This is a genomic window from Arthrobacter sp. 05T45 (assembly GCF_056395875.1).
This window is the reverse complement of sequence record NZ_JBFTKI010000002.1, coordinates 100,739-118,161: the sequence shown is the minus strand read 5'-3', so window position 1 is coordinate 118,161 and position 17,423 is coordinate 100,739. Positions and strand designations below refer to the sequence as shown.

General features: G+C 68.8%; 14 protein-coding genes. 5 read left to right on the top strand and 9 right to left on the bottom strand.

Annotation, left to right across the window (positions count from 1 at the left end):
- The first annotated feature begins 18 nt into the window (after positions 1 to 18).
- From AC1DGD_RS03200 to AC1DGD_RS03185, 4 genes are all read left to right on the top strand, one after another.
- The gene (locus AC1DGD_RS03200; RefSeq protein ID WP_476855874.1) at positions 19 to 2,979 is read left to right on the top strand and encodes a DEAD/DEAH box helicase; all 2,961 of its coding nucleotides are present in this window, start codon (positions 19 to 21) and stop codon (positions 2,977 to 2,979) included.
- 116 nt (positions 2,980 to 3,095) lie between these two features.
- Positions 3,096 to 4,775, top strand: a complete 1,680-nt coding sequence (locus AC1DGD_RS03195) for an amidohydrolase (RefSeq protein WP_476855873.1) — start codon at positions 3,096 to 3,098, stop codon at positions 4,773 to 4,775.
- A gap of 465 nt (positions 4,776 to 5,240) precedes the next feature.
- Complete coding sequence (locus AC1DGD_RS03190) at positions 5,241 to 5,987, top strand: polyprenol monophosphomannose synthase (protein ID WP_223916354.1); 747 nt, start codon at positions 5,241 to 5,243, stop codon at positions 5,985 to 5,987.
- A gap of 47 nt (positions 5,988 to 6,034) precedes the next feature.
- Positions 6,035 to 6,772 carry a VOC family protein gene (locus tag AC1DGD_RS03185; RefSeq protein ID WP_476855872.1) on the top strand — a complete coding sequence of 246 codons (738 nt, stop codon included), beginning with the start codon at positions 6,035 to 6,037 and terminating at the stop codon, positions 6,770 to 6,772.
- Positions 6,773 to 6,924: 152 nt separating this feature from the next.
- On the opposite strand, the gene AC1DGD_RS03180 is transcribed toward AC1DGD_RS03185, so the two are convergent.
- The 4 genes from AC1DGD_RS03180 to AC1DGD_RS03165 form a co-directional block, all read right to left on the bottom strand.
- Complete coding sequence (locus AC1DGD_RS03180; protein ID WP_026266329.1) at positions 6,925 to 7,272, bottom strand: RNA polymerase-binding protein RbpA; 348 nt, start codon at positions 7,270 to 7,272, stop codon at positions 6,925 to 6,927.
- Positions 7,273 to 7,669: 397 nt separating this feature from the next.
- A complete protein-coding gene (locus AC1DGD_RS03175) occupies positions 7,670 to 8,626 on the bottom strand; it encodes an SPFH domain-containing protein (protein ID WP_476850909.1) in 957 nt (318 codons plus the stop codon).
- 88 nt (positions 8,627 to 8,714) lie between these two features.
- A complete protein-coding gene (locus tag AC1DGD_RS03170; protein WP_028276336.1) occupies positions 8,715 to 9,176 on the bottom strand; it encodes an NfeD family protein in 462 nt (153 codons plus the stop codon).
- A 231-nt stretch (positions 9,177 to 9,407) separates the two neighbouring features.
- The gene (locus tag AC1DGD_RS03165) at positions 9,408 to 10,271 is read right to left on the bottom strand and encodes a methyltransferase domain-containing protein (protein ID WP_476855871.1); all 864 of its coding nucleotides are present in this window, start codon (positions 10,269 to 10,271) and stop codon (positions 9,408 to 9,410) included.
- Positions 10,272 to 10,424: 153 nt separating this feature from the next.
- Between AC1DGD_RS03165 and AC1DGD_RS03160 the strand changes: the two genes are divergently transcribed.
- Positions 10,425 to 12,494, top strand: coding sequence for a S9 family peptidase (locus AC1DGD_RS03160; protein WP_476855870.1), 2,070 nt, complete (start codon positions 10,425 to 10,427; stop codon positions 12,492 to 12,494).
- 27 nt (positions 12,495 to 12,521) lie between these two features.
- Here the strand turns inward: AC1DGD_RS03160 and AC1DGD_RS03155 are convergent, their stop codons facing one another.
- The 5 genes from AC1DGD_RS03155 to AC1DGD_RS03135 form a co-directional block, all read right to left on the bottom strand.
- Positions 12,522 to 13,193, bottom strand: coding sequence for a peptide deformylase (locus tag AC1DGD_RS03155; RefSeq protein ID WP_476855869.1), 672 nt, complete (start codon positions 13,191 to 13,193; stop codon positions 12,522 to 12,524).
- Between the two features lie 9 nt (positions 13,194 to 13,202).
- Positions 13,203 to 14,153 (bottom strand): hypothetical protein, encoded by a 951-nt coding sequence (locus tag AC1DGD_RS03150; protein ID WP_476855868.1) that lies wholly within the window; start codon positions 14,151 to 14,153, stop codon positions 13,203 to 13,205.
- Positions 14,154 to 14,195: 42 nt separating this feature from the next.
- Positions 14,196 to 15,374, bottom strand: coding sequence for an FAD-dependent oxidoreductase (locus AC1DGD_RS03145; RefSeq protein WP_476855867.1), 1,179 nt, complete (start codon positions 15,372 to 15,374; stop codon positions 14,196 to 14,198).
- Entirely contained in the window at positions 15,367 to 16,077 is a 711-nt protein-coding gene (locus AC1DGD_RS03140) for a class I SAM-dependent methyltransferase (protein ID WP_476856038.1), read from the bottom strand. Before AC1DGD_RS03140 ends, AC1DGD_RS03145 begins: the two co-directional genes overlap by 8 nt.
- Before the next feature lie 62 nt (positions 16,078 to 16,139).
- Positions 16,140 to 17,378, bottom strand: a complete 1,239-nt coding sequence (locus tag AC1DGD_RS03135) for a type III polyketide synthase (RefSeq protein WP_476855866.1) — start codon at positions 17,376 to 17,378, stop codon at positions 16,140 to 16,142.
- Positions 17,379 to 17,423: the final 45 nt, after the last annotated feature.

Genomic DNA, 17,423 nt, shown 5'->3' with positions numbered 1-17,423 from the left:
GCGCACTAGGCTGGAAACATGTCCTCACACCCCGGGCCGGAATCACCGTCCGAACGTTACCGCGCCAGCGTCGAGCGGGCTGCTGAAGCCAAGACCTATCTGGGCGGGTTCATCCGCTCGCTCGAATTTGAACTCGATGACTTCCAGCGCGAAGCATGCCTGTCCCTGCAGGCCGGCCGGGGCGTGCTGGTGGCCGCCCCCACCGGCGCCGGGAAGACGATCGTGGGGGAGTTCGCCATCTATCTGGCCCTCCAGCGTGGGCTCAAGGCGTTTTACACCACCCCCATCAAAGCCCTGAGCAACCAGAAGTACTCCGAACTGGCCGCCAAGTACGGCGCCGCCCAGGTGGGCCTGCTCACCGGAGATACCAGCATCAACGGCGACGCCCCGGTGGTGGTCATGACCACCGAAGTGCTCCGCAACATGCTCTACGCGGATTCGGACACCCTGGATGATCTCGGCTTCGTGGTCATGGACGAAGTCCACTACCTCGCCGACCGCTTCCGCGGCGCTGTGTGGGAGGAAGTCATCATCCATCTGCCCAGCGAGGTCCAGGTGGCGTCCCTGAGTGCCACGGTCTCCAACGCCGAGGAGTTCGGTGCGTGGCTCGACACCGTCCGCGGGCAGACCGATGTGATCGTCTCCGAGCACCGCCCGGTGCCGCTGTGGCAGCACGTCATGGTGGGCCGGAAGATCGTGGACCTGTTTGCCGGCGACACGAGCTTTGACGAGATCGCCCTGCCTGGTGGAGCAACTGCCAGTGAGACAAGTGCCAGTGGGGCAACTGCCAGTGAGGCGTCCGCCGACGCCGTAGCCGAGGCTGTCGTCGGGGGCCGGGCGGCCGCCGTCACCTCGGAAGCGCCCGGGCGGGCCGGCTTCGAGGTCAACCCGGAACTGCTGTCCATGGCCCGGGCCGAGAGCCAGATGAATTTCCGTGGCCGCTTCGGCCACGGCGGCCGGAACCAGCGCCGGCAGCAACGCAGCCAGCGGGACGAACCGCAGGGAGCCCAGCGCAGCCCGGTGCGGAAAGCCAGCCGGCCGCAGGTCATCGCCAGCCTGGACCGGCAGGACCTCCTGCCGGCCATCACCTTCATCTTCTCGCGCGCCGGCTGCGATGCCGCCGTGGCCCAGTGTGTCGCGGCCGGGCTCTGGCTGACGAGCGAGGCCGAACAGCAGATCATCGCCCGGCGCGTCGACGAGGCGGCACAGGACATCCCCTCGGATGACCTCGATGTGCTCGGCTTCTGGAGCTGGCGGGACGGCCTGCTCCGCGGGCTCGCCGCGCACCACGCCGGCATGCTGCCGACCTTCAAGGAGGTTGTGGAGAAGCTGTTCGTCGACGGGCTGGTCAAGGCCGTCTTCGCCACCGAAACACTGGCCCTGGGCGTGAATATGCCGGCCCGCTGCGTCGTGCTCGAAAAGCTGGACAAGTTCAACGGCGAGGCCCATGTCAACATCACGGCGGGGGAGTACACCCAGCTGACGGGCCGCGCCGGCCGCCGCGGCATCGACGTCGAGGGCCACGCCGTCGTGCTGTGGCAGCCCGGAACGGATCCGGCCGCCGTCGCCGGCCTGGCCTCACGGCGGACCTACCCGCTGAACTCCAGCTTCCGGCCCACGTACAACATGTCGATCAACCTTTTGGCGCAGTTCGGCCGGCCGCGCGCCCGGGAGATCCTCGAATCATCCTTTGCCCAGTTCCAGGCGGACCGATCCGTGGTGGGACTGGCCCGGCAGGTCAGGAGCCGGGAAGAATCCATTGCCGGGTTCAGCAAAGCCATGACCTGCCACCTGGGCGACTTCACCGAATACGCGCGGCTGCGGCGGGCCCTGGGCGATGCCGAAACCATGGCCTCCCGGAGCACGTCCCGGGCCAGAAAGTCCTTGACCGAGGACTCCCTGAGCAGGCTGCTCCCGGGCGACGTGGTGGATGTTCCGGCCGGGAAGTCGCCCGGGCTCGCGGTGGTGCTCAGCTCCGACCACGAATCCCGCGAGCCCCGCCCCGCCGTCATGACGCTGGACAACCAGCTCCGCCGGATTGGCCTGCACGACGTCGAGGGTCCGTTGTCGCCGATCACGCGGATCAGGATTCCCAAGACCTTCAACGCCAAGGTTCCCAAGTCCCGCCGCGACTTGGCCTCCTCGGTGCGCAACGCCATCCGCGAGCACCGGCCGCCGGCGCCGCCGCGCCGCGACGACGACTTCGGCCGGGCTTCCGCTGCGCCCAACCAGGAGAAGCGGATCGCCGAGCTGCGCCGGGAACTGCGCGCCCACCCGTGCCACGGCTGCAGCGAACGCGAGGACCATGCCCGGTGGTCCGAACGCTGGTGGAAACTCCGCCAGGAAACGGACGGGCTCATCCGCCAGATCCAGGGCCGGACCAACACCATCGCCAAGACGTTCGACCGTGTGTGCGGCGTCCTGACGGGCTACGGCTACCTGGAAACCTCGGACACCGGCGCGCTGTCCATCAGCCCGGACGGGCAACGCCTGCGGCGGATCTACGGCGAAAAGGACCTGCTGATTTCGCAGTCGCTGCGGATGGGGGCCTTCAACGACCTCGACGCCGCCGAGATCGCCGCGCTGGCCAGTGTGCTCGTCTACCAGGCCAAGCGTGAGGACCGCGGCCTGCGGCCCAAGATGCCGAGCGTGTCCCTGGAATCCGCGGTAGACACCGTGGTCCGCGAATGGTCCGCGCTGGAGGACGTCGAGGAAGCCAACAAGCTGCCCCTCACTGGCGAGCCCGAGCTCGGCCTCGTGTGGCCGATCTTCAAATGGGCCAAGGGCCGGCACCTCCAGGACGTGCTGAGCGGCACCGACCTGGCCGCTGGCGACTTTGTCCGCTGGGTCAAACAGGTGATCGACCTCCTGGACCAGCTCGCCGACATCCCGAACCTCGACCCCCGGATTGCGCGGCTGTGCGCGGAGGCCATCAAGCTCGTCAAACGCGGCGTCGTCGCCTATTCCTCCGTGGCCTAGGGCGCGGGCCGGACCGGCCCGCTCCCTGCACCACTCGCTGGGCCGCTGCCGCGGCCTCCCAGATTTTCGAACCCGCCGGCGCTCGGCCGGCCCCAGCAACAAGGAGTTCCCGCCCCATGACCGATTCGCCGGCCGCCCCCGCCCCCCGCAACGTCACGCTGTACCGCAACGGCTCGGTCTACACAGCTGCCGATCCCTTTGCGACTGCGATGCTGGTCGACGGCGACACCGTCGCCTGGGTTGGTTCCGAGCAGGCGGCCACGTCCATCGCCGATTCCTCCATGGAGGTGATCGATCTGCAGGGCGCGCTCCTGGCACCCGGCTTCGTCGACTCCCACATCCACCTGACGGAAACCGGAATCGCGCTGGAGGGCCTCCAGCTGGCCGGGGTGCGCTCCTCCGCTGAACTGCTCGACGCCGTCGCCGCCGCCTCCGCTTCCAGCGCGGACGGTCCCGTCCTGGGCCACGGCTGGGACGAGACCACCTGGGCCGATCCCGCCCTGCCCTCCCGGGACGAAGTCGAGCGCGCGGCCGGCGGCCGCCAGGTCTACCTGTCCCGCGTGGATGTCCACTCGGCCCTGGTATCGAACTCCCTGGCCGCATCGGCCGGACTGGACGGGCTCGACGGCGGCGGCGCCGGAAGCCAGGTCAAACGCGACGCCCACACCGCGGCCCGTCTGGCGGCCCGCCGGCTGCCGGCGGACGCCCTGCGCGCGTACCAGCAGCGCGCCCTCGCCGAGGCTGCGGCCAACGGCTACGTGGCCCTCGCCGAGATGGCCGCGCCGCATATCGGAAGCATCGAGGACCTGCGGCTCGCGGTGGCCTGGAACAGCACCTCCGGCAGAGGACCGACCGGGGTGGACGGCGTGGCAGCGCCGGAGATCCTGCCGTACTGGGGCGAGCTCGCCGGATCCGCCGAACATGCCCAGTCCATCCTGGACGAATTGGGCCTGCCTGTACTGGGCCTGGCCGGTGACCTGAACATCGACGGCTCGATCGGCTCACGGACCGCCGCCCTGCGGGAGGATTACACCGACGCGCCCGGAGAGCGCGGCAACCTGTACCTCTCCGTGGCCGAGGCAGCCGCCCACCTCGCGGCGTGCTCCCTCCTGGGGATCCAGGCGGGTTTCCACGTGATAGGCGACGCCGGCCTGGACGCGGCCCTCGACGCCCTCGACCTCGCCGCGGCTGAGGTGGGGGAGCAGCGCGTCCGTGCCGCGGGGCACCGTTTCGAGCACGTCGAACTCGCCGATGCCGCGGCCATCAGCCGGCTGGCCCGCTATTCGGTCAGCGTCAGCGCGCAGCCGGTCTTCGACGCCCTGTGGGGCGGCGGGGACCGCCTGTACCAGCAGCGCCTCGGCTCCCGCCGGCTGGGAATGAATGCCTTTGGCAGCCTCTACGCGGCCGGTGTGCCGATCTGCTTCGGCAGCGACAGCCCAGTGACGCCGCTCCGGCCGTGGTCCAGCGTGCGAGCGTGCCTGCAGCACACCAATCCCGCCGAACAGATCTCCGCCCGCGCCGCGTTCCTCGGCCACACGCGGGCCGGCTGGCGGGCAGCCCGCTACCCCAACCCCATGGCCGGGCAACTGGTGCCGGGCGCTCCGGCCAGCTTTGCGGTCTGGGAGGTTGAGGAGCTCATGGTCCAGGTGGCCGACGGGCGCGTGCAGTCGTGGAGCACCGACCCGCGCGCCCGCACCCCGCTGCTGCCGGCGCTGGACACCGGCAGCGATCCTGCCTGCCTCCTGACGGTACGGGACGGCCAGGAACTCTATGCCAGCGGCGCCCTCCACGCCTGACCACCTGGCGCCTGATCCGTCCCGTCATCCAGCGCACGGAGCGGAAACATTTCCACCCGCGACCCCGCCCTGACCTGCACCGACAGACGAAACGGCAGGTCACGGCTCGGTTGACAGATCGGCCCGCCCCCGTAGCATTGAGGGGCAACGGAGGGTTGCGTACCGCGCAGACTCCGGCAGTCCCCGGTCCTTCCCAGGTTGCCGCACCCGCGGGAGCTTTACTTGGCCATGACCACGGGCACCCCCAGGGGGCGGGTCTACTTCGCAGCAGAAAACGGTTCCGGCGCCGCAATTCGTGGCCTGCCGGAACTGGCCCGAAGCGGGTGGACCTGCCCGGGCGGCCGCACGGCCGCCTCGCGGGCGCCCCACGGGCGCGCAACTCCCTATAATGGGAAGTTGCGCCTGAATATCCGGAACCATTGACTTTCGGCGCACCGACCGCTCCCTTCAAGGAAAGGCCTCGCTGTGCGTGTCCTCACCATCATCCCGACCTATAACGAGCTGGAATCGTTGCCCAAGACCCTCGGTCGCCTGCGCACAGCCGTGCCCGCCTCCGACGTGCTGGTTGTCGACGACAACAGCCCTGACGGCACGGGGCAGCTGGCGGACCGCATGGCCGCAGAAGACGGACAGGTCCACGTCCTGCACCGCGCCGGAAAGGCCGGCCTGGGAGCGGCGTACATCGCGGGCTTCAAGTGGGGCCTGGACGCCGGCTACGACATCCTCGTGGAGATGGACGCTGACGGCTCGCACCAGCCCGAGCAGCTGCCGCAGCTGATTGAGGCCGTGGAGCAGGGCGCGGACCTCGCCATGGGCTCCCGCTGGGTTCCCGGCGGCCGTGTGGTCAACTGGCCGCTCTACCGCCAGGCCATCAGCCGCGTCGGCAGCACGTACGCGCGGATCATGCTCGGAGTGAAGATCAAGGACGTCACCGGCGGCTTCCGCGCCTTCCGGCGGACCACCCTGGAGAAGCTGAACCTGGATGCGGTCGACTCGGTAGGCTATGGCTTCCAGGTGGATCTGGCCTGGCGCGTGGCCAAGCTCGGCCTGACCATCGTGGAACGGCCCATAACCTTCGTGGAGCGCGAGCTCGGCGCTTCGAAGATGAGCGGCAACATCGTCGTCGAAGCCATGATCAACGTCACCAAATGGGGACTCACGGCCCGCTGGAACAAGCTCCGGGGCAAGCAGGACAGCAGGCAGAACGCCTGAGGCGTGTCTCCCGGTCCGGGCATCGCCTGGGTATAGGGTCGGGCGGTATGGCGCTGCGACTTGTTCAGGTGAATTTCAAGGCTCGGGATGACTCAACGCTCGGCCGGTTTTGGGCGGAGGCACTCGGCTGGGGTGTGTCCAGCGAGGGACCCGGTGTGACCAATGTTGAACCCCTGGGTTTCGTCTGGCCGGACCCCGCCGCCGTCTGCATCGATGTCGTCACCGTCCCGGACCCCGAGACGGTGAGGTACCGGGCACGCCTCGATCTCGCCACCACCTCTGCGGCCCACCAGGCGGAGCTCGTGGCGCACCTCTTGGGGCTCGGCGCGACGCCCGCCGACGTCGGCCAGGGTGCTGAGCCCTGGAGGGTTCTGGCCGACCCGGAGGGCAACCTGTTCCGCGTGCTGGAGCCCCGCCCGATCTACCAGGACACCGGGCCGATCGCCGCGGTGGTGGTCAGCTGTGCAGACCCGCGGGCCATGGCCGGGTTCTGGGGCGGGGCGACGGACTGGACCCTGCACGAGGTGGGCGATGATTATGCGAGACTGCGTTCGGCCAAGGGTGTCGGGCCGTACCTTGAGTTCCTTCGCACGCCCGGCGTGCAGGCCGTGTGGGGCCGTGTCCATCTCGACCTGATGCCGTACCCGGGTGATGATCAAGCGGCGGAGGTGGCCCGGCTGCGGGCTCTGGGCGCCACTGACGCCGACGTCGGCCAAGGCGATGTGCCCTGGGTCTGCCTCGCCGATTCGGAGGGCAACGAGTTCTGCGTCCTCACCCCCGGCTGACGCAGAATCCCGGCTCCTGTGCGCGTCCAGACGGTGCAGCCGCAGGAGGTGCAGGGGAGGCGCAGAGCATGGAGGCGCAGGAACAGAAAAAGGGCCGGGCCCGCATCATTCGATGCGGGCCCGGCCCTTGCCGTGGCCGGTGCGCTGGGGGACTAGGCCGAGCGGCGTTCGCCGCGGCGTTCGCGCAGGATGGTGAGGCGATCTTCGAGGATCTGCTCAAGTTCGGGAAGCGAGCGGCGCTCCAGCAGCATGTCCCAGTGCGTGCGCACTGCCTTCTCGTTGCTGTTGACGGGGCGTTCGCCGTCCACCAGCAACGCCTCCTTGCCCGTTTTCGAAACCCAAACCGGGGGGATCTCGGCTTCCGAGGAGAATGTCACGAACACCTGCTCGCCATCCTCGCAACGGTATTCAACCCGCTGGCGCGGAGCCGGTTCGACGCCGGATTCGGTCTCCATGCTCTGTGCGCCAAGGCGCATACCCCGCAGGCTGCGATCGCTCATCTTTTCTCCCTCTATTCGGTTCGCAGGGTCAAGCCCTGCGTTGTCCGGGGACCGTCAGGCGCCGGACTTCTGGTTGCACCGCGCTGTACCGTACCTAGCCCGGTGTGGCCCGGCCAGATGACAGTCACCAGTGGACAAAACTCTTTGGAACGTCATTGGAATCAACGCTGTGCGGAGCGTTTTTGTTCCGGACGGCTGAACGGACCGGACAAATATTCAAGTATACGGGAGTGGTGCGGGCGCGGTAAAGCGAGTAGCCCCGCGGCGTGAACTGCGTATCCTGTACCCGACCGGGCCGGCCTTAAGCTGACTGGCCCCCGCAGCCGGGCCGAAACGGCCGGTCTGCGGGGGCCAGGACGGAACTATCCGATCCGAGAGACCCAGTGCGGGAGCAGGCTCAGGTCCGGTTCCCTTGGCCGTCGGCTGCGGCGGGCGGTGAGTACGGTGCCACGTCCGGCGTTGAGGCCGTCTGCTCCTGCACCGCGCCTGCACCCAGTACGCTGCCGATCCCCTTGAGCGCCTCGCCAACCTCGCTGGGAATGATCCACAGCTTGTTCGAGGATCCCTCGGCAATCTTCGGGAGGGTCTGGAGGTACTGGTAAGCCAGCAGTTTCTGGTCCGGGTTGCCCTTGTGGATCGCGTCGAAGACCTTCTGGATGGCCTGCGCCTCGCCGTCGGCCCGCAGGATGGCCGCCTTCGCGTCGCCTTCGGCCTTCAGGATGGAGGACTGGCGCTGGCCTTCCGCGGTGAGGATCGCGGACTGCTTGGTGCCCTCGGCCGTCAGGATGGCGGCGCGGCGGTCACGTTCGGCCCGCATCTGCTTTTCCATCGAGTCCTGGATCGAGTGGGGCGGATCGATCGCCTTGAGCTCGACCCGGGAGACCCGGATGCCCCAGCGACCGGTCGCCTCGTCCAGGACGCCGCGGAGCTGGCCGTTGATCTGGTCGCGCGAGGTCAGCGCTTCCTCCAGGTTGAGGCCGCCAACCACGTTGCGCAGAGTGGTGGTGGTCAGCTGTTCCACTGCCTGGATGTAGTTGGCGATTTCGTAGGTGGCGGCCCGGGCGTCCGTGACCTGGAAATAGACCACGGTGTCGATCGAGACCACCAGGTTGTCCTCGGTGATGACCGGCTGCGGCGGGAAGGACACCACCTGCTCCCGCAGGTCGAGCAATGGCAGCAGGCGGTCCACGAACGGGATCAGCAGGGTAAGTCCGGGATTCAGGGTGCGTTGGTATTTACCCAGCCGTTCAACGACGCCGGCACGGGCCTGTGGAATGATCCGGACCGACCGGACCAGCACAATAATTACAAACACAATTAGTACCAGCAGCACAATTGCGACTGCGATATTCATACATCACCTATTCCCCAGTTGTTTTGTTTTAGTCTCGCGCCGGCAGCGCCGCACCGGCCGGACAGCAGTGCCCGCCGGACAGCGCCCTTTATTGGACGGCGGATTCCGGTTGCGGAGCCACGATCGCGGTGGCCCCTTCGATGGCACTGACCACAGCCTGCTGTCCGGGCGCCAGCACTCCCGATTCGGACCGCGCACTCCAGACGTCCCCGCCAATCTTGACGAGCCCGCCGTTTTCGCTCACAGCCTCCATGACGACGGCGGATTCGCCGATGAGGCGTTCAATGTTGGTGCGCTGATCCGCCGGTCCCCGGTGGAGATGCTTGAGGGCCACCGGCCGGACGAAGCCGATCATGAGCAGGGACACCACGCAGAAGGCGATGATCTGCAGCCACGGATCGGCGCCGGCGAAGTCCGCCACAAGCCCGGCGAGGGCGCCGCCGCCGAGCATGATGAAGAACAGATCGAGTGTGATCATCTCGACCACGGCAAACAGGAGAAAGAGCGTGAGCCACAACGCCCACCAATTCTCGATCAGCCATTCAGACATCAATTCCCCCTAGAGTTCCGGGAGCTGCAGGCACAGGTCCCCAGTAACTGTGATTCCATCCTAAGCGGAAAGGCAATAGCTGGGACCGGCGGTAGGGAATTGATGGCCAAAGTGGCCAAGTCGTTATTTCGCGGGTCGATTCCCCGGCCTGGCCTTCCGCCCCCCTCCCCTCCCGGGGGTGGTTTCAGGGCGTACCTGACGGCACCCGCGAAGCGGCGGGAGCGGGAATGGTCAGCGGATGGGTTGAAAGACGCTGATCCGGAAGCGGGCAGAGACGGAGGTCCGCTCCGGAAGCGCGGCCTCGAGGGCTACCAGTGTGGCCCGGTCCAGGTGGTGGCCGGCCGGTCCCATGTAGGCCAGGTTGGCGACGTCGCGCGGGCCAAGGGTCAATGCCAGGTCCAGATCAGATGCTGCGACGGGGGCGAAGTGCTGGCCCAGGGACGCGGCGAGCCGCTCGTCCTTGGCCGGCTCGATCCCCAGCATCCCGGCCGGCCCGGCAACCTCCGCCAGGTGGCCGGGCCGCGGTGTGACCACGACAAGGCGGCCGCCGGGGCGGAGGACCCGTGCGAACTCTGGCGCGTTGCGCGGCGCAAAGACCACGGTGACGACGTCGACGGCGTTCTCCGCGACCGGCAACGGCTGCCAGACGTCCCCGACGACGTTCAAAGCCTCGGGATTCAGCCTGGCCGCGCGGCGCAGGGCGAACTTGGAAATGTCCAGGCCGATTGCCGCGGCCGGACCACTGTCCGCGGCCCGGTCCAGCACGGCCCTGAGGTAGTGGCCGGTGCCCGTTCCGGCGTCGAGCACGAGGGGCCGGCCGGCGGGGGCCTCCCGGAGCGCCGGTGTGGCGAGCCCGGCCACGGCATCGGCCAGCGGCTGGTAATGCCCCGCGGAGAGGAAGTCGAAGCGGGCCGCCACCATTTCTGCGCTGTCGGCTTCAAAAACCGTCCCCTTGCCGACCAGGAAGTTGAAGTAGCCCTGCCTGGCCGCGTCAAAGCTGTGGCCGGCCCCGCACACCAGGGTGCGGGCGCCGCCAGTGAAACGGAGGCCCTGGCGGCACACCGGGCACAGGAGGGGGAGATCGGCGGCGGGCATAGCTTTCATCCTATGCGCGGACCCCGGCCCGCCGCGCGGACGGGACATTGGCTACAGGGGCGCCGGGCACCGGGCACGCCGCGGCGTGCCTCGCCGCACCGGCGCAACGTGAGGTGTTTCACAGCGGGCACGCCACGGGCTAGGCTCGCAATCGTGAAATCTGAACATCTTCCGCTGCTCAATTCCGTGTCCGCCCCTGCCGTGCACCCCGACGGTTCCCGCGCCGTGGTCTCCGTGCTCCGCCCGGACTTCGATGCCGATGCCTACGTGGGCCAGCTGTGGACCGTGCCCCTGGGCCAGGACCCGACCCACCCGGACTTCAACGACCCGGACCAGAGGCCACGCCGGCTGACCCGGGGCTTCCGTGACACAGCACCGGACTTTTCACCTGACGGCCGTGCCCTTGGCTTCCTGCGTGCGGCAGCGGACGGAAAGCCGCAGCTGTTCGTGGTGGAAGCCGCCGGCGGCGAACCCCAGCTGTTGACGGCGGCCCCACTGGGGGTCAGCTCCTTCACGTGGTCGCCTGATTCCCGCAGTATTCTCTTCAGCGCCAGGACGCCTGACGAGGGCCGGTATGGCAGCATCGACGGCGTGAGTGCGGGCAGCGAGGACGCCCGGCTGATCACGGATTTCCAGTACCGGATGAACGGTGTTGGCTACACCGCTGACAAGCCGCTTCAGCTGTTCATCCTCGAGGTCCCGCAGCTTGACGCCGAACCGAAGGTGGCGCCGGCCGGACGCGCCCTGAAGGCCCTCGGCACCGCGGCCGATCCCGCGGAGAATGCTGCCGGGCTGCTGCTGGCCGCCAAACAACTCACCACCGCACCAGCGGACCACAACGGCGCCGGCTTCAGCGCCGACGGCGGCACCATCTACTTCACCGCAGCCCTGCACGATGGGCGGGATACTGACCTCGTCAGCGGAATCTACGCGCTGCCTGTTACCGGAGGGCAGCCGCAGGCTGTGGTGCCGGCCAACGCCGGACGGCAGAGCATCAGCGCCGTGCGCCAATCCGCCGATGGGCAGTGGCTCTTCTTCCTGGCCCAGGACCTGGTCGCATCCGGGCTGGACTTCGTGGCCAGGAACACCGTCCTCTATGCGATGCCTGCCGACGGCGGACACGCCACGGCGCTCAGCGATGCCGAGGCGCTGGACCTGTCCGGCGGCAGCCGGCTGGAGCTGCGCGGCGGCGCGGGCGCCCTGGTGCTGAACAATGCGCGGGGAACCGTGGAGCTGCACGAATTCGTTGCGACGGGCGGCCACACCGTCCTCCTGGAAGGCAACCGGGTGGTGACCGGCGCCGCGGAGGGTGGCGGAACGCTCGTGGTGAGTTTCAGCGATTCGACGACGGCCGGTGATGTTGCCGTGCTCGACGGCGGGCAGGTGCGCCGCCTGACGGACTTCTCGGCCCAGCTGCGGAGCGTGGCGGGGATCAGCGAGCCGCAGGAACTGACTTTGCCCTCGGACGACGGGTACCCGGTCCATGGCTGGCTCGTGAAGCCGGCGGGCCCTGGCCCGCACCCGGTGCTGCTGAACATCCATGGCGGCCCGTTTGCCCAGTTCGGGGTGGCGTTGTTCGACGAAGCGCAGGTCTATGCAGGGGCCGGTTACGCCGTGCTGATGTGCAATCCGCGGGGTTCGGCCGGTTACGGCCAGGCACATGGCCGGTCCATCAAGGAGCGGATGGGAACCGTGGACATGCAGGACGTCCTGGCGTTCCTGGACGGGGCTGTGGGGAAGTTCGAGGATCTGGACGCCGCCAATGTCGGCATCATGGGCGGATCCTACGGCGGCTACCTGACGGCGTGGACCATCAGCCACGACCACCGTTTCCGGGCCGCCATAGTCGAGCGTGGTTTCCTGGACCCCGTGAGCTTCACCGGTTCGTCCGACATCGGCTGGTTCTTCGGTGGCGAATACACCGGCCCGGCGGCGGAGCAAATGGCGGCCCAGAGTCCCATGGCGCGCGTGCAGCACGTAAGGACGCCGTCGCTGGTGATCCACAGCGAGGAGGACCTCCGGTGTCCCGTGGAGCAGGGCCAGCGGTACTTCACCGCCCTCAAGCAACAGGGCGTCGAGACCGGATTCCTGGTCTTCCCCGGCGAGAACCATGAGCTGTCCCGCTCCGGCACGCCGCACCACCGGAAGCAGCGGTTCGATGAAATCCTGAAGTGGTGGGCCCGCTACCTGCCGTCCGCGTCGAATCCGGCGCCGCAGCCCTAGCCCTGGCCCTGGCCCTGGCTCGCAGGCTTAGTCCGCGGCCGGGTCCGGCAGGAACCCGAGTTCCTGCCGGGCGCGGCTGATGTCCGGCTGGGCCCAGCGGGCGGAGTATTCGGCATTGTTGCTGATGGAGCGCAGCTCGGCCCGGTCCAGGAAGAGGATCCCTTGGAGGTGGTCGGTTTCATGCTGGACAATCCGGGCCTGCCAGCCGGAGAAAGTCTGCTGGAGTTTCGTGCCGTCCGGCGCCGTGAAATCGAGCTGGACTGATTCCGGCCGCACGACCGCCGCCTGCAGGCCGCTAATGGAGAGGCAGCCTTCGTAGAACGCCGCGGACTTCGCGCCCAGGGGACGATAGCCCGGGTTCAGCATGGCAAAGAACGGCAGCGCCTCCCGCCCGCGGACGGCAGCGACGTCGGGATCGACGTCGAACTGGTCCTCCAGGACAGCGATCTGCAGCGGAATCCCCAGCTGCGGGGCCGCCAGGCCCACGCCTGGGGCCTTGTGCATCACGCTGCGCATGAGGTCGATGAGGTGGCCGAGGTCGGCATCAGTCAACTGGCCATCGTACGGCGCCGCCACGTGCCGGAGCACCGGGTGTCCGGCCTGGACAATCGGCGGGAGGATGCCGGCGCTCAGGATCTCCTGGACGGTCTCGCTTATCCGGGCGGCGCTGTAGTCAGTGGGCCTGGCGTCATAGGGCATGCCCCCACACTACTGGCGCCCGCACGCCTTTGTAACAAAGTCGTAGATGCGGGCGCGAAGTTGGCTGCCGGCGTCGATCTTCACAATTCCCTCGCGGCCCGCCACCCTGACCTGCAGGGGAAGGAGTGTGCCCACTTTGTCTTCGGCCACTGCATGGGGATCGCAGCGGGAGGGCCTGATGCCGAGGCGCACTTGGGCCGGGGCACCGCCGGCGCGGACCGTCACCGACCGGGGCCACGGGGCTTGTGAGGCCTCCGCCAGCAGCGTGGTTTCCTCGATCCGGTCTATCACCAGTTCACCGGCGCCGGCGGCGCGCGGTTGCAGCAGCAGACGCACGACGGCGGTCTGACCGTCCGCGGCGACCTCGAGCTCGGGATCCAGCGCGATCGTGGCGACGGCCGAGGCTTCCCGGGTCAGGCACAGCTCCGAATTGTTCCGCGCCAGGACGCCGAACGGGTCTGTTGCCGGAGCCATGGCCGGGACCGGCACGGCACCTTCCGGCGTGGCCAGCCGCAGGGATACACGGGCGTCGCCCGCAGCCCCGGAGGTGGCTCCCGGTCCGGCCGGGTTGCCGCAATCCGGGGCGGGCAACGGTGCCGGCAGGCTCTTGGGCTGTCCGGGCGGAAGCTCGATCCCGCCGGTGCGGGCGGACCAGATGATCGGGGCCGCGAAGAGAGGGCTGGTCAGTTCTGCGCCGAGGACCGTCAGGGCATGGCCGGTGGTGTTCGTGAGCTGGATTTCGATGATCTGCTTGCTGTAGTTGTCGCGGAACTGGCTGATTTCCGCGGTCACGGGGCCTGTGGGGATCGGGGTCGCCGACGCCGTCGCGCTTGCCGGGGAGGCGGTGCCACCGGCGGTTCCGGGGCTGCATGACGCCGCCGCGCCGAGCAGCAGCGTGGCGGCCGCTACCCGCAACGCCCAATACGATGCGGCGCCGCGCATCCCGGGAAGTCCGTCCATGCGCACAGTCTATTCCGGGGCAAACCCGTGCCAATGCGCTGCCTAGTGCATCGTGAAACGGCGGGCGATCAGGGAATTCACCGGCGGAACCGCGGCGACGCCTGCGATGCCACGGTTCCGCAGCGCCAGGAGACGGTCCGTGAGGGGCCGGCCCAGGGCCATGTTGATTTCCGCCTGGCGTGCGGCTCTCGCCGCCGCCCGCAACCGGGTCCGCTCAAAGGTCCGGAGGCGATCCGCGACATCCTGGCCGCGCACGGCCGCCGAGACGATCGGTGCCAGCGCCGCCGCGTCCAGCCAGCCGAGGTTCATGCCCTGCCCGCCGATGGGGCTCACCTCGTGGGCCGCATCCCCGATCATCACCACCCGGCCGGCCACCATCCGGGGGGCCAGGCGCGTGCGGACGCCGAAGCGGCTGAGCATGCTGTTGGTCCCGGCGTCGATGGCGAGTCCCGTCCGTTCGCGCACGCAGCCCGTGAGCCACCGGGCGTCGACGCCGGGTCCGCCGGCATCAGGTCCGCCGGGCGGGGAGCAGCCGGCCGTTGAGTCGCCGGTACCGAGCCGGACCACCCAGCGGCGGAGCTGGCCGGGCAAGGGGAACGACTCCACGATGCCGGCGCCGGAGAGGAACAGTGCCGCGTCCGGACCGAACCCGGTGCCGTCCGCGAAGTCACCCATCAGGTAACTGTCCGGGTACTCTTTCACGCGCACGTCGGCGCCCTGCAGCGCCCGCACCGTGGAACGCACGCCGTCGGCGGCAATGACCAGCGGCGCCGAATAGCGCAGGGTGCCATTCTTGGAGTCGGCTTCCACGCTGACCCGGCCGCCGTCGTCGGACAGTCCGGTGAGGCGGACGCCGCGGTGCAGGGCGCCGTCGCCGAGCTCGTTGACCCGCCGTTCCAGGTGCGCCTCAGTACGGGCCTGGGGCAGGGACAAGACGAACGGAAAGCGGTCCGAGACGCCGGCAAAAGACATCCGGGCGAGGCATTTTCCGCCGGCCAGTGCCATACCTCGGCGGATCTGGACCCCCTCGGCAATCATGGCCTCGGCAACTCCGGTTCCCGCGAGCGCGGCCAGCGCCGGCGGATGGATGCCGATGGCGCGCGACTGCGGCTCCGGTGCGCCCCGCTGTTCCAGCACCTGCACATCCACGCCGTCCTGCAGCAGCAGCGCGGCCATGAACAGCCCCACCGGACCGGCACCGATGATCAGAACCTCAGCCACTGGCGCCGGACCCTGACTGGTAGCCGCCGCCGGGAGTGCCGTGCAGCAGCAGGTTCCGGAAGGGGGCGTGGCGGGCGACGGTCCAGCCCGGGGGAGCGGCGGCGGCCAGCTCCGCGGCGGTGTAGCTTCGGCGGATCGAGGTCAGCCCGTCCTGCCGGATGTAGGAGCCGGTGAGCACCCAGGAGCCGGCAGAGAACAGCGCGTAAGCGGCGGGGCTGCGGCGGATGTCGTTGTGGACCACTGTGCCGCGGGACAACCGGGCCGACTCGGCGAGAAACGCTTCCAGCCCGTCAAGGTGGTGCAGGACATGGTTGGATACCACGAGGTCGTACCGGTGGCCCTCTTCGAGCAGCTCCGCGCTGGCCGCCTGGCGGAACGTCACGTCCGCCGTCGCGTGGCGGGCGCGGGCGAACAGGATCGCCCGCGGATCCGGGTCAATGGCGGTGACCTCGAGACGCAGTCCGTCCCGGGCCGCCCACCGGGCCAACAGCACGGAAACGTCGCCCCCGCCGCACCCGATATCCAGCAGGGACGTGACGGAAGCAGTGGACAGCCGGGGCCTGATCCGGGACCGGTAGATGCCGCGCCAGCCGGCGACGGCACGGTTGACAAGCGCAAACTGGGCATACGTGCGTTCCAGGCGGCCGGGGTCGCAGCCCGGCAGGTCCATTTCCTCGACGGCGTCGGATGCGCGGTCCCGCAGGAGGGCCGGCCGAAGGTGTTCCGTGCCCCGCTTCGCGCTGAACGGTTTCAGCGTGGCCGCTTTCAGACCCGCACCGCTACGGACTGTGCAGGTTCCGCCGGTTCCGCCGTTGGCTCCTGCCGCGGAGCTGCGGCGGTCCGCGTGGCCGCCACCCGGGTGAAGAGCGCCGTCTCGACCGTCAGGCCCGGACCGAAGGCCATGGAGCAGATCCGTTCCGCGCCCGGGCCGGCCCCGGCGTCGTCTGCTGCATCGTCCGCTGCCGGCAGTTCGAGGATGTGCTTGAGGACGAACAGGACGGTGGCGCTGCTCATGTTGCCGAAGTTCCGGAGGGTTTCGCGGGCCGGGACCAGCTGCTCGTCGCTGAGCTCCAGCCTGGACTGGACCTTGTCCAGAATGCTCCGGCCGCCCGGGTGGATGCCCCAGTGCTCGATCTCCCGGTAGGGGAGCCCCTTCAGCGAGCCGTCGCGGGACAGGAGCGGTTCCAGCGCGCCAATAATGTGATCATCGATGATGTGCGGGACATAGTTGCCCAGCACCATCTCGAAGCCCTCGTCACCGATGTTCCAGGCCATCGAGTCCTCCCCGACGGGCGTCAGGACGGTTTCGAAGTGGTCCAGCCGCAGCAGGGGCGTTTCCCCGGGGACGTCCCGCGCTGTGATGATGGCCGCGGCAGCGCCGTCGGCGAACAACGCCGACCCCATGATGGTGTCCGGATCATTGGAGGTCCGGACGTGAAGGGAACAGAGTTCGGCGCAGACCACCAGCACCGTCGCCTGCGGATCCGCCTCGCAAAAGGACTTCGCCGCCCGCATCGCCGGGAAGGCTGCATAGCAGCCCATAAAGCCGAGGTGGTACCGCTGGACAGCCGGATTCAGGCCGAGGGCCCGGACAATCTTGTAGTCCGGGCCGGGATTGAAGAATCCGGTGCAGGAAACCGTGATCAGGTGGGTGATGTCCCGCTCCTCGACGCCCGGGCAGGCATCGAGGGCTTTTTGGGCTGCTTCAATGAAGAGCTTGGTCGCTTCCGTGGCGAAAATGCCGTTCCGGGTCTTGGTGCTGGGGCTGAGCACCAGGCCGGTGGCGGGGTCGAAGAACTGGGGGTTTTCCGCCTTGCTGTCCGCGGTGAGTTCCTCCACCGCCGTGTGCCGCGTGTCGATGGCTGCAGAGTCAAAGCACGTGTTGACGAGCCGGGATCCGAGCCGGGTGAGGCCCGGCTGGGCGGCGAACACGGCCCTGGCCTCGGGCTGGACCAGGATGGTTGGCGGGACTGCAGTTTCCAGAGACCTCAGGTAGACCGTCATGGTTCATTCTCAGCGAGCCTGCCGCCAAAGACAATGGAACGGCCG

What these genes read in the sequence shown, in the direction of transcription:
- AC1DGD_RS03150 (WP_476855868.1), bottom strand. Translation starts at nt 14,153, where the DNA reads ATGGACGGACTTCCCGGGATGCGCGGCGCCGCATCGTATTGGGCGTTG.
- AC1DGD_RS03155 (WP_476855869.1), bottom strand. Translation starts at nt 13,193, where the DNA reads ATGCCCTATGACGCCAGGCCCACTGACTACAGCGCCGCCCGGATAAGC.
- AC1DGD_RS03165 (WP_476855871.1), bottom strand. Translation starts at nt 10,271, where the DNA reads ATGCCCGCCGCCGATCTCCCCCTCCTGTGCCCGGTGTGCCGCCAGGGC.
- AC1DGD_RS03200 (WP_476855874.1), top strand. Translation starts at nt 19, where the DNA reads ATGTCCTCACACCCCGGGCCGGAATCACCGTCCGAACGTTACCGCGCC.
- AC1DGD_RS03195 (WP_476855873.1), top strand. Translation starts at nt 3,096, where the DNA reads ATGACCGATTCGCCGGCCGCCCCCGCCCCCCGCAACGTCACGCTGTAC.
- AC1DGD_RS03135 (WP_476855866.1), bottom strand. Translation starts at nt 17,378, where the DNA reads ATGACGGTCTACCTGAGGTCTCTGGAAACTGCAGTCCCGCCAACCATC.
- AC1DGD_RS03175 (WP_476850909.1), bottom strand. Translation starts at nt 8,626, where the DNA reads ATGAATATCGCAGTCGCAATTGTGCTGCTGGTACTAATTGTGTTTGTA.
- AC1DGD_RS03180 (WP_026266329.1), bottom strand. Translation starts at nt 7,272, where the DNA reads ATGAGCGATCGCAGCCTGCGGGGTATGCGCCTTGGCGCACAGAGCATG.
- AC1DGD_RS03185 (WP_476855872.1), top strand. Translation starts at nt 6,035, where the DNA reads ATGGCGCTGCGACTTGTTCAGGTGAATTTCAAGGCTCGGGATGACTCA.
- AC1DGD_RS03170 (WP_028276336.1), bottom strand. Translation starts at nt 9,176, where the DNA reads ATGTCTGAATGGCTGATCGAGAATTGGTGGGCGTTGTGGCTCACGCTC.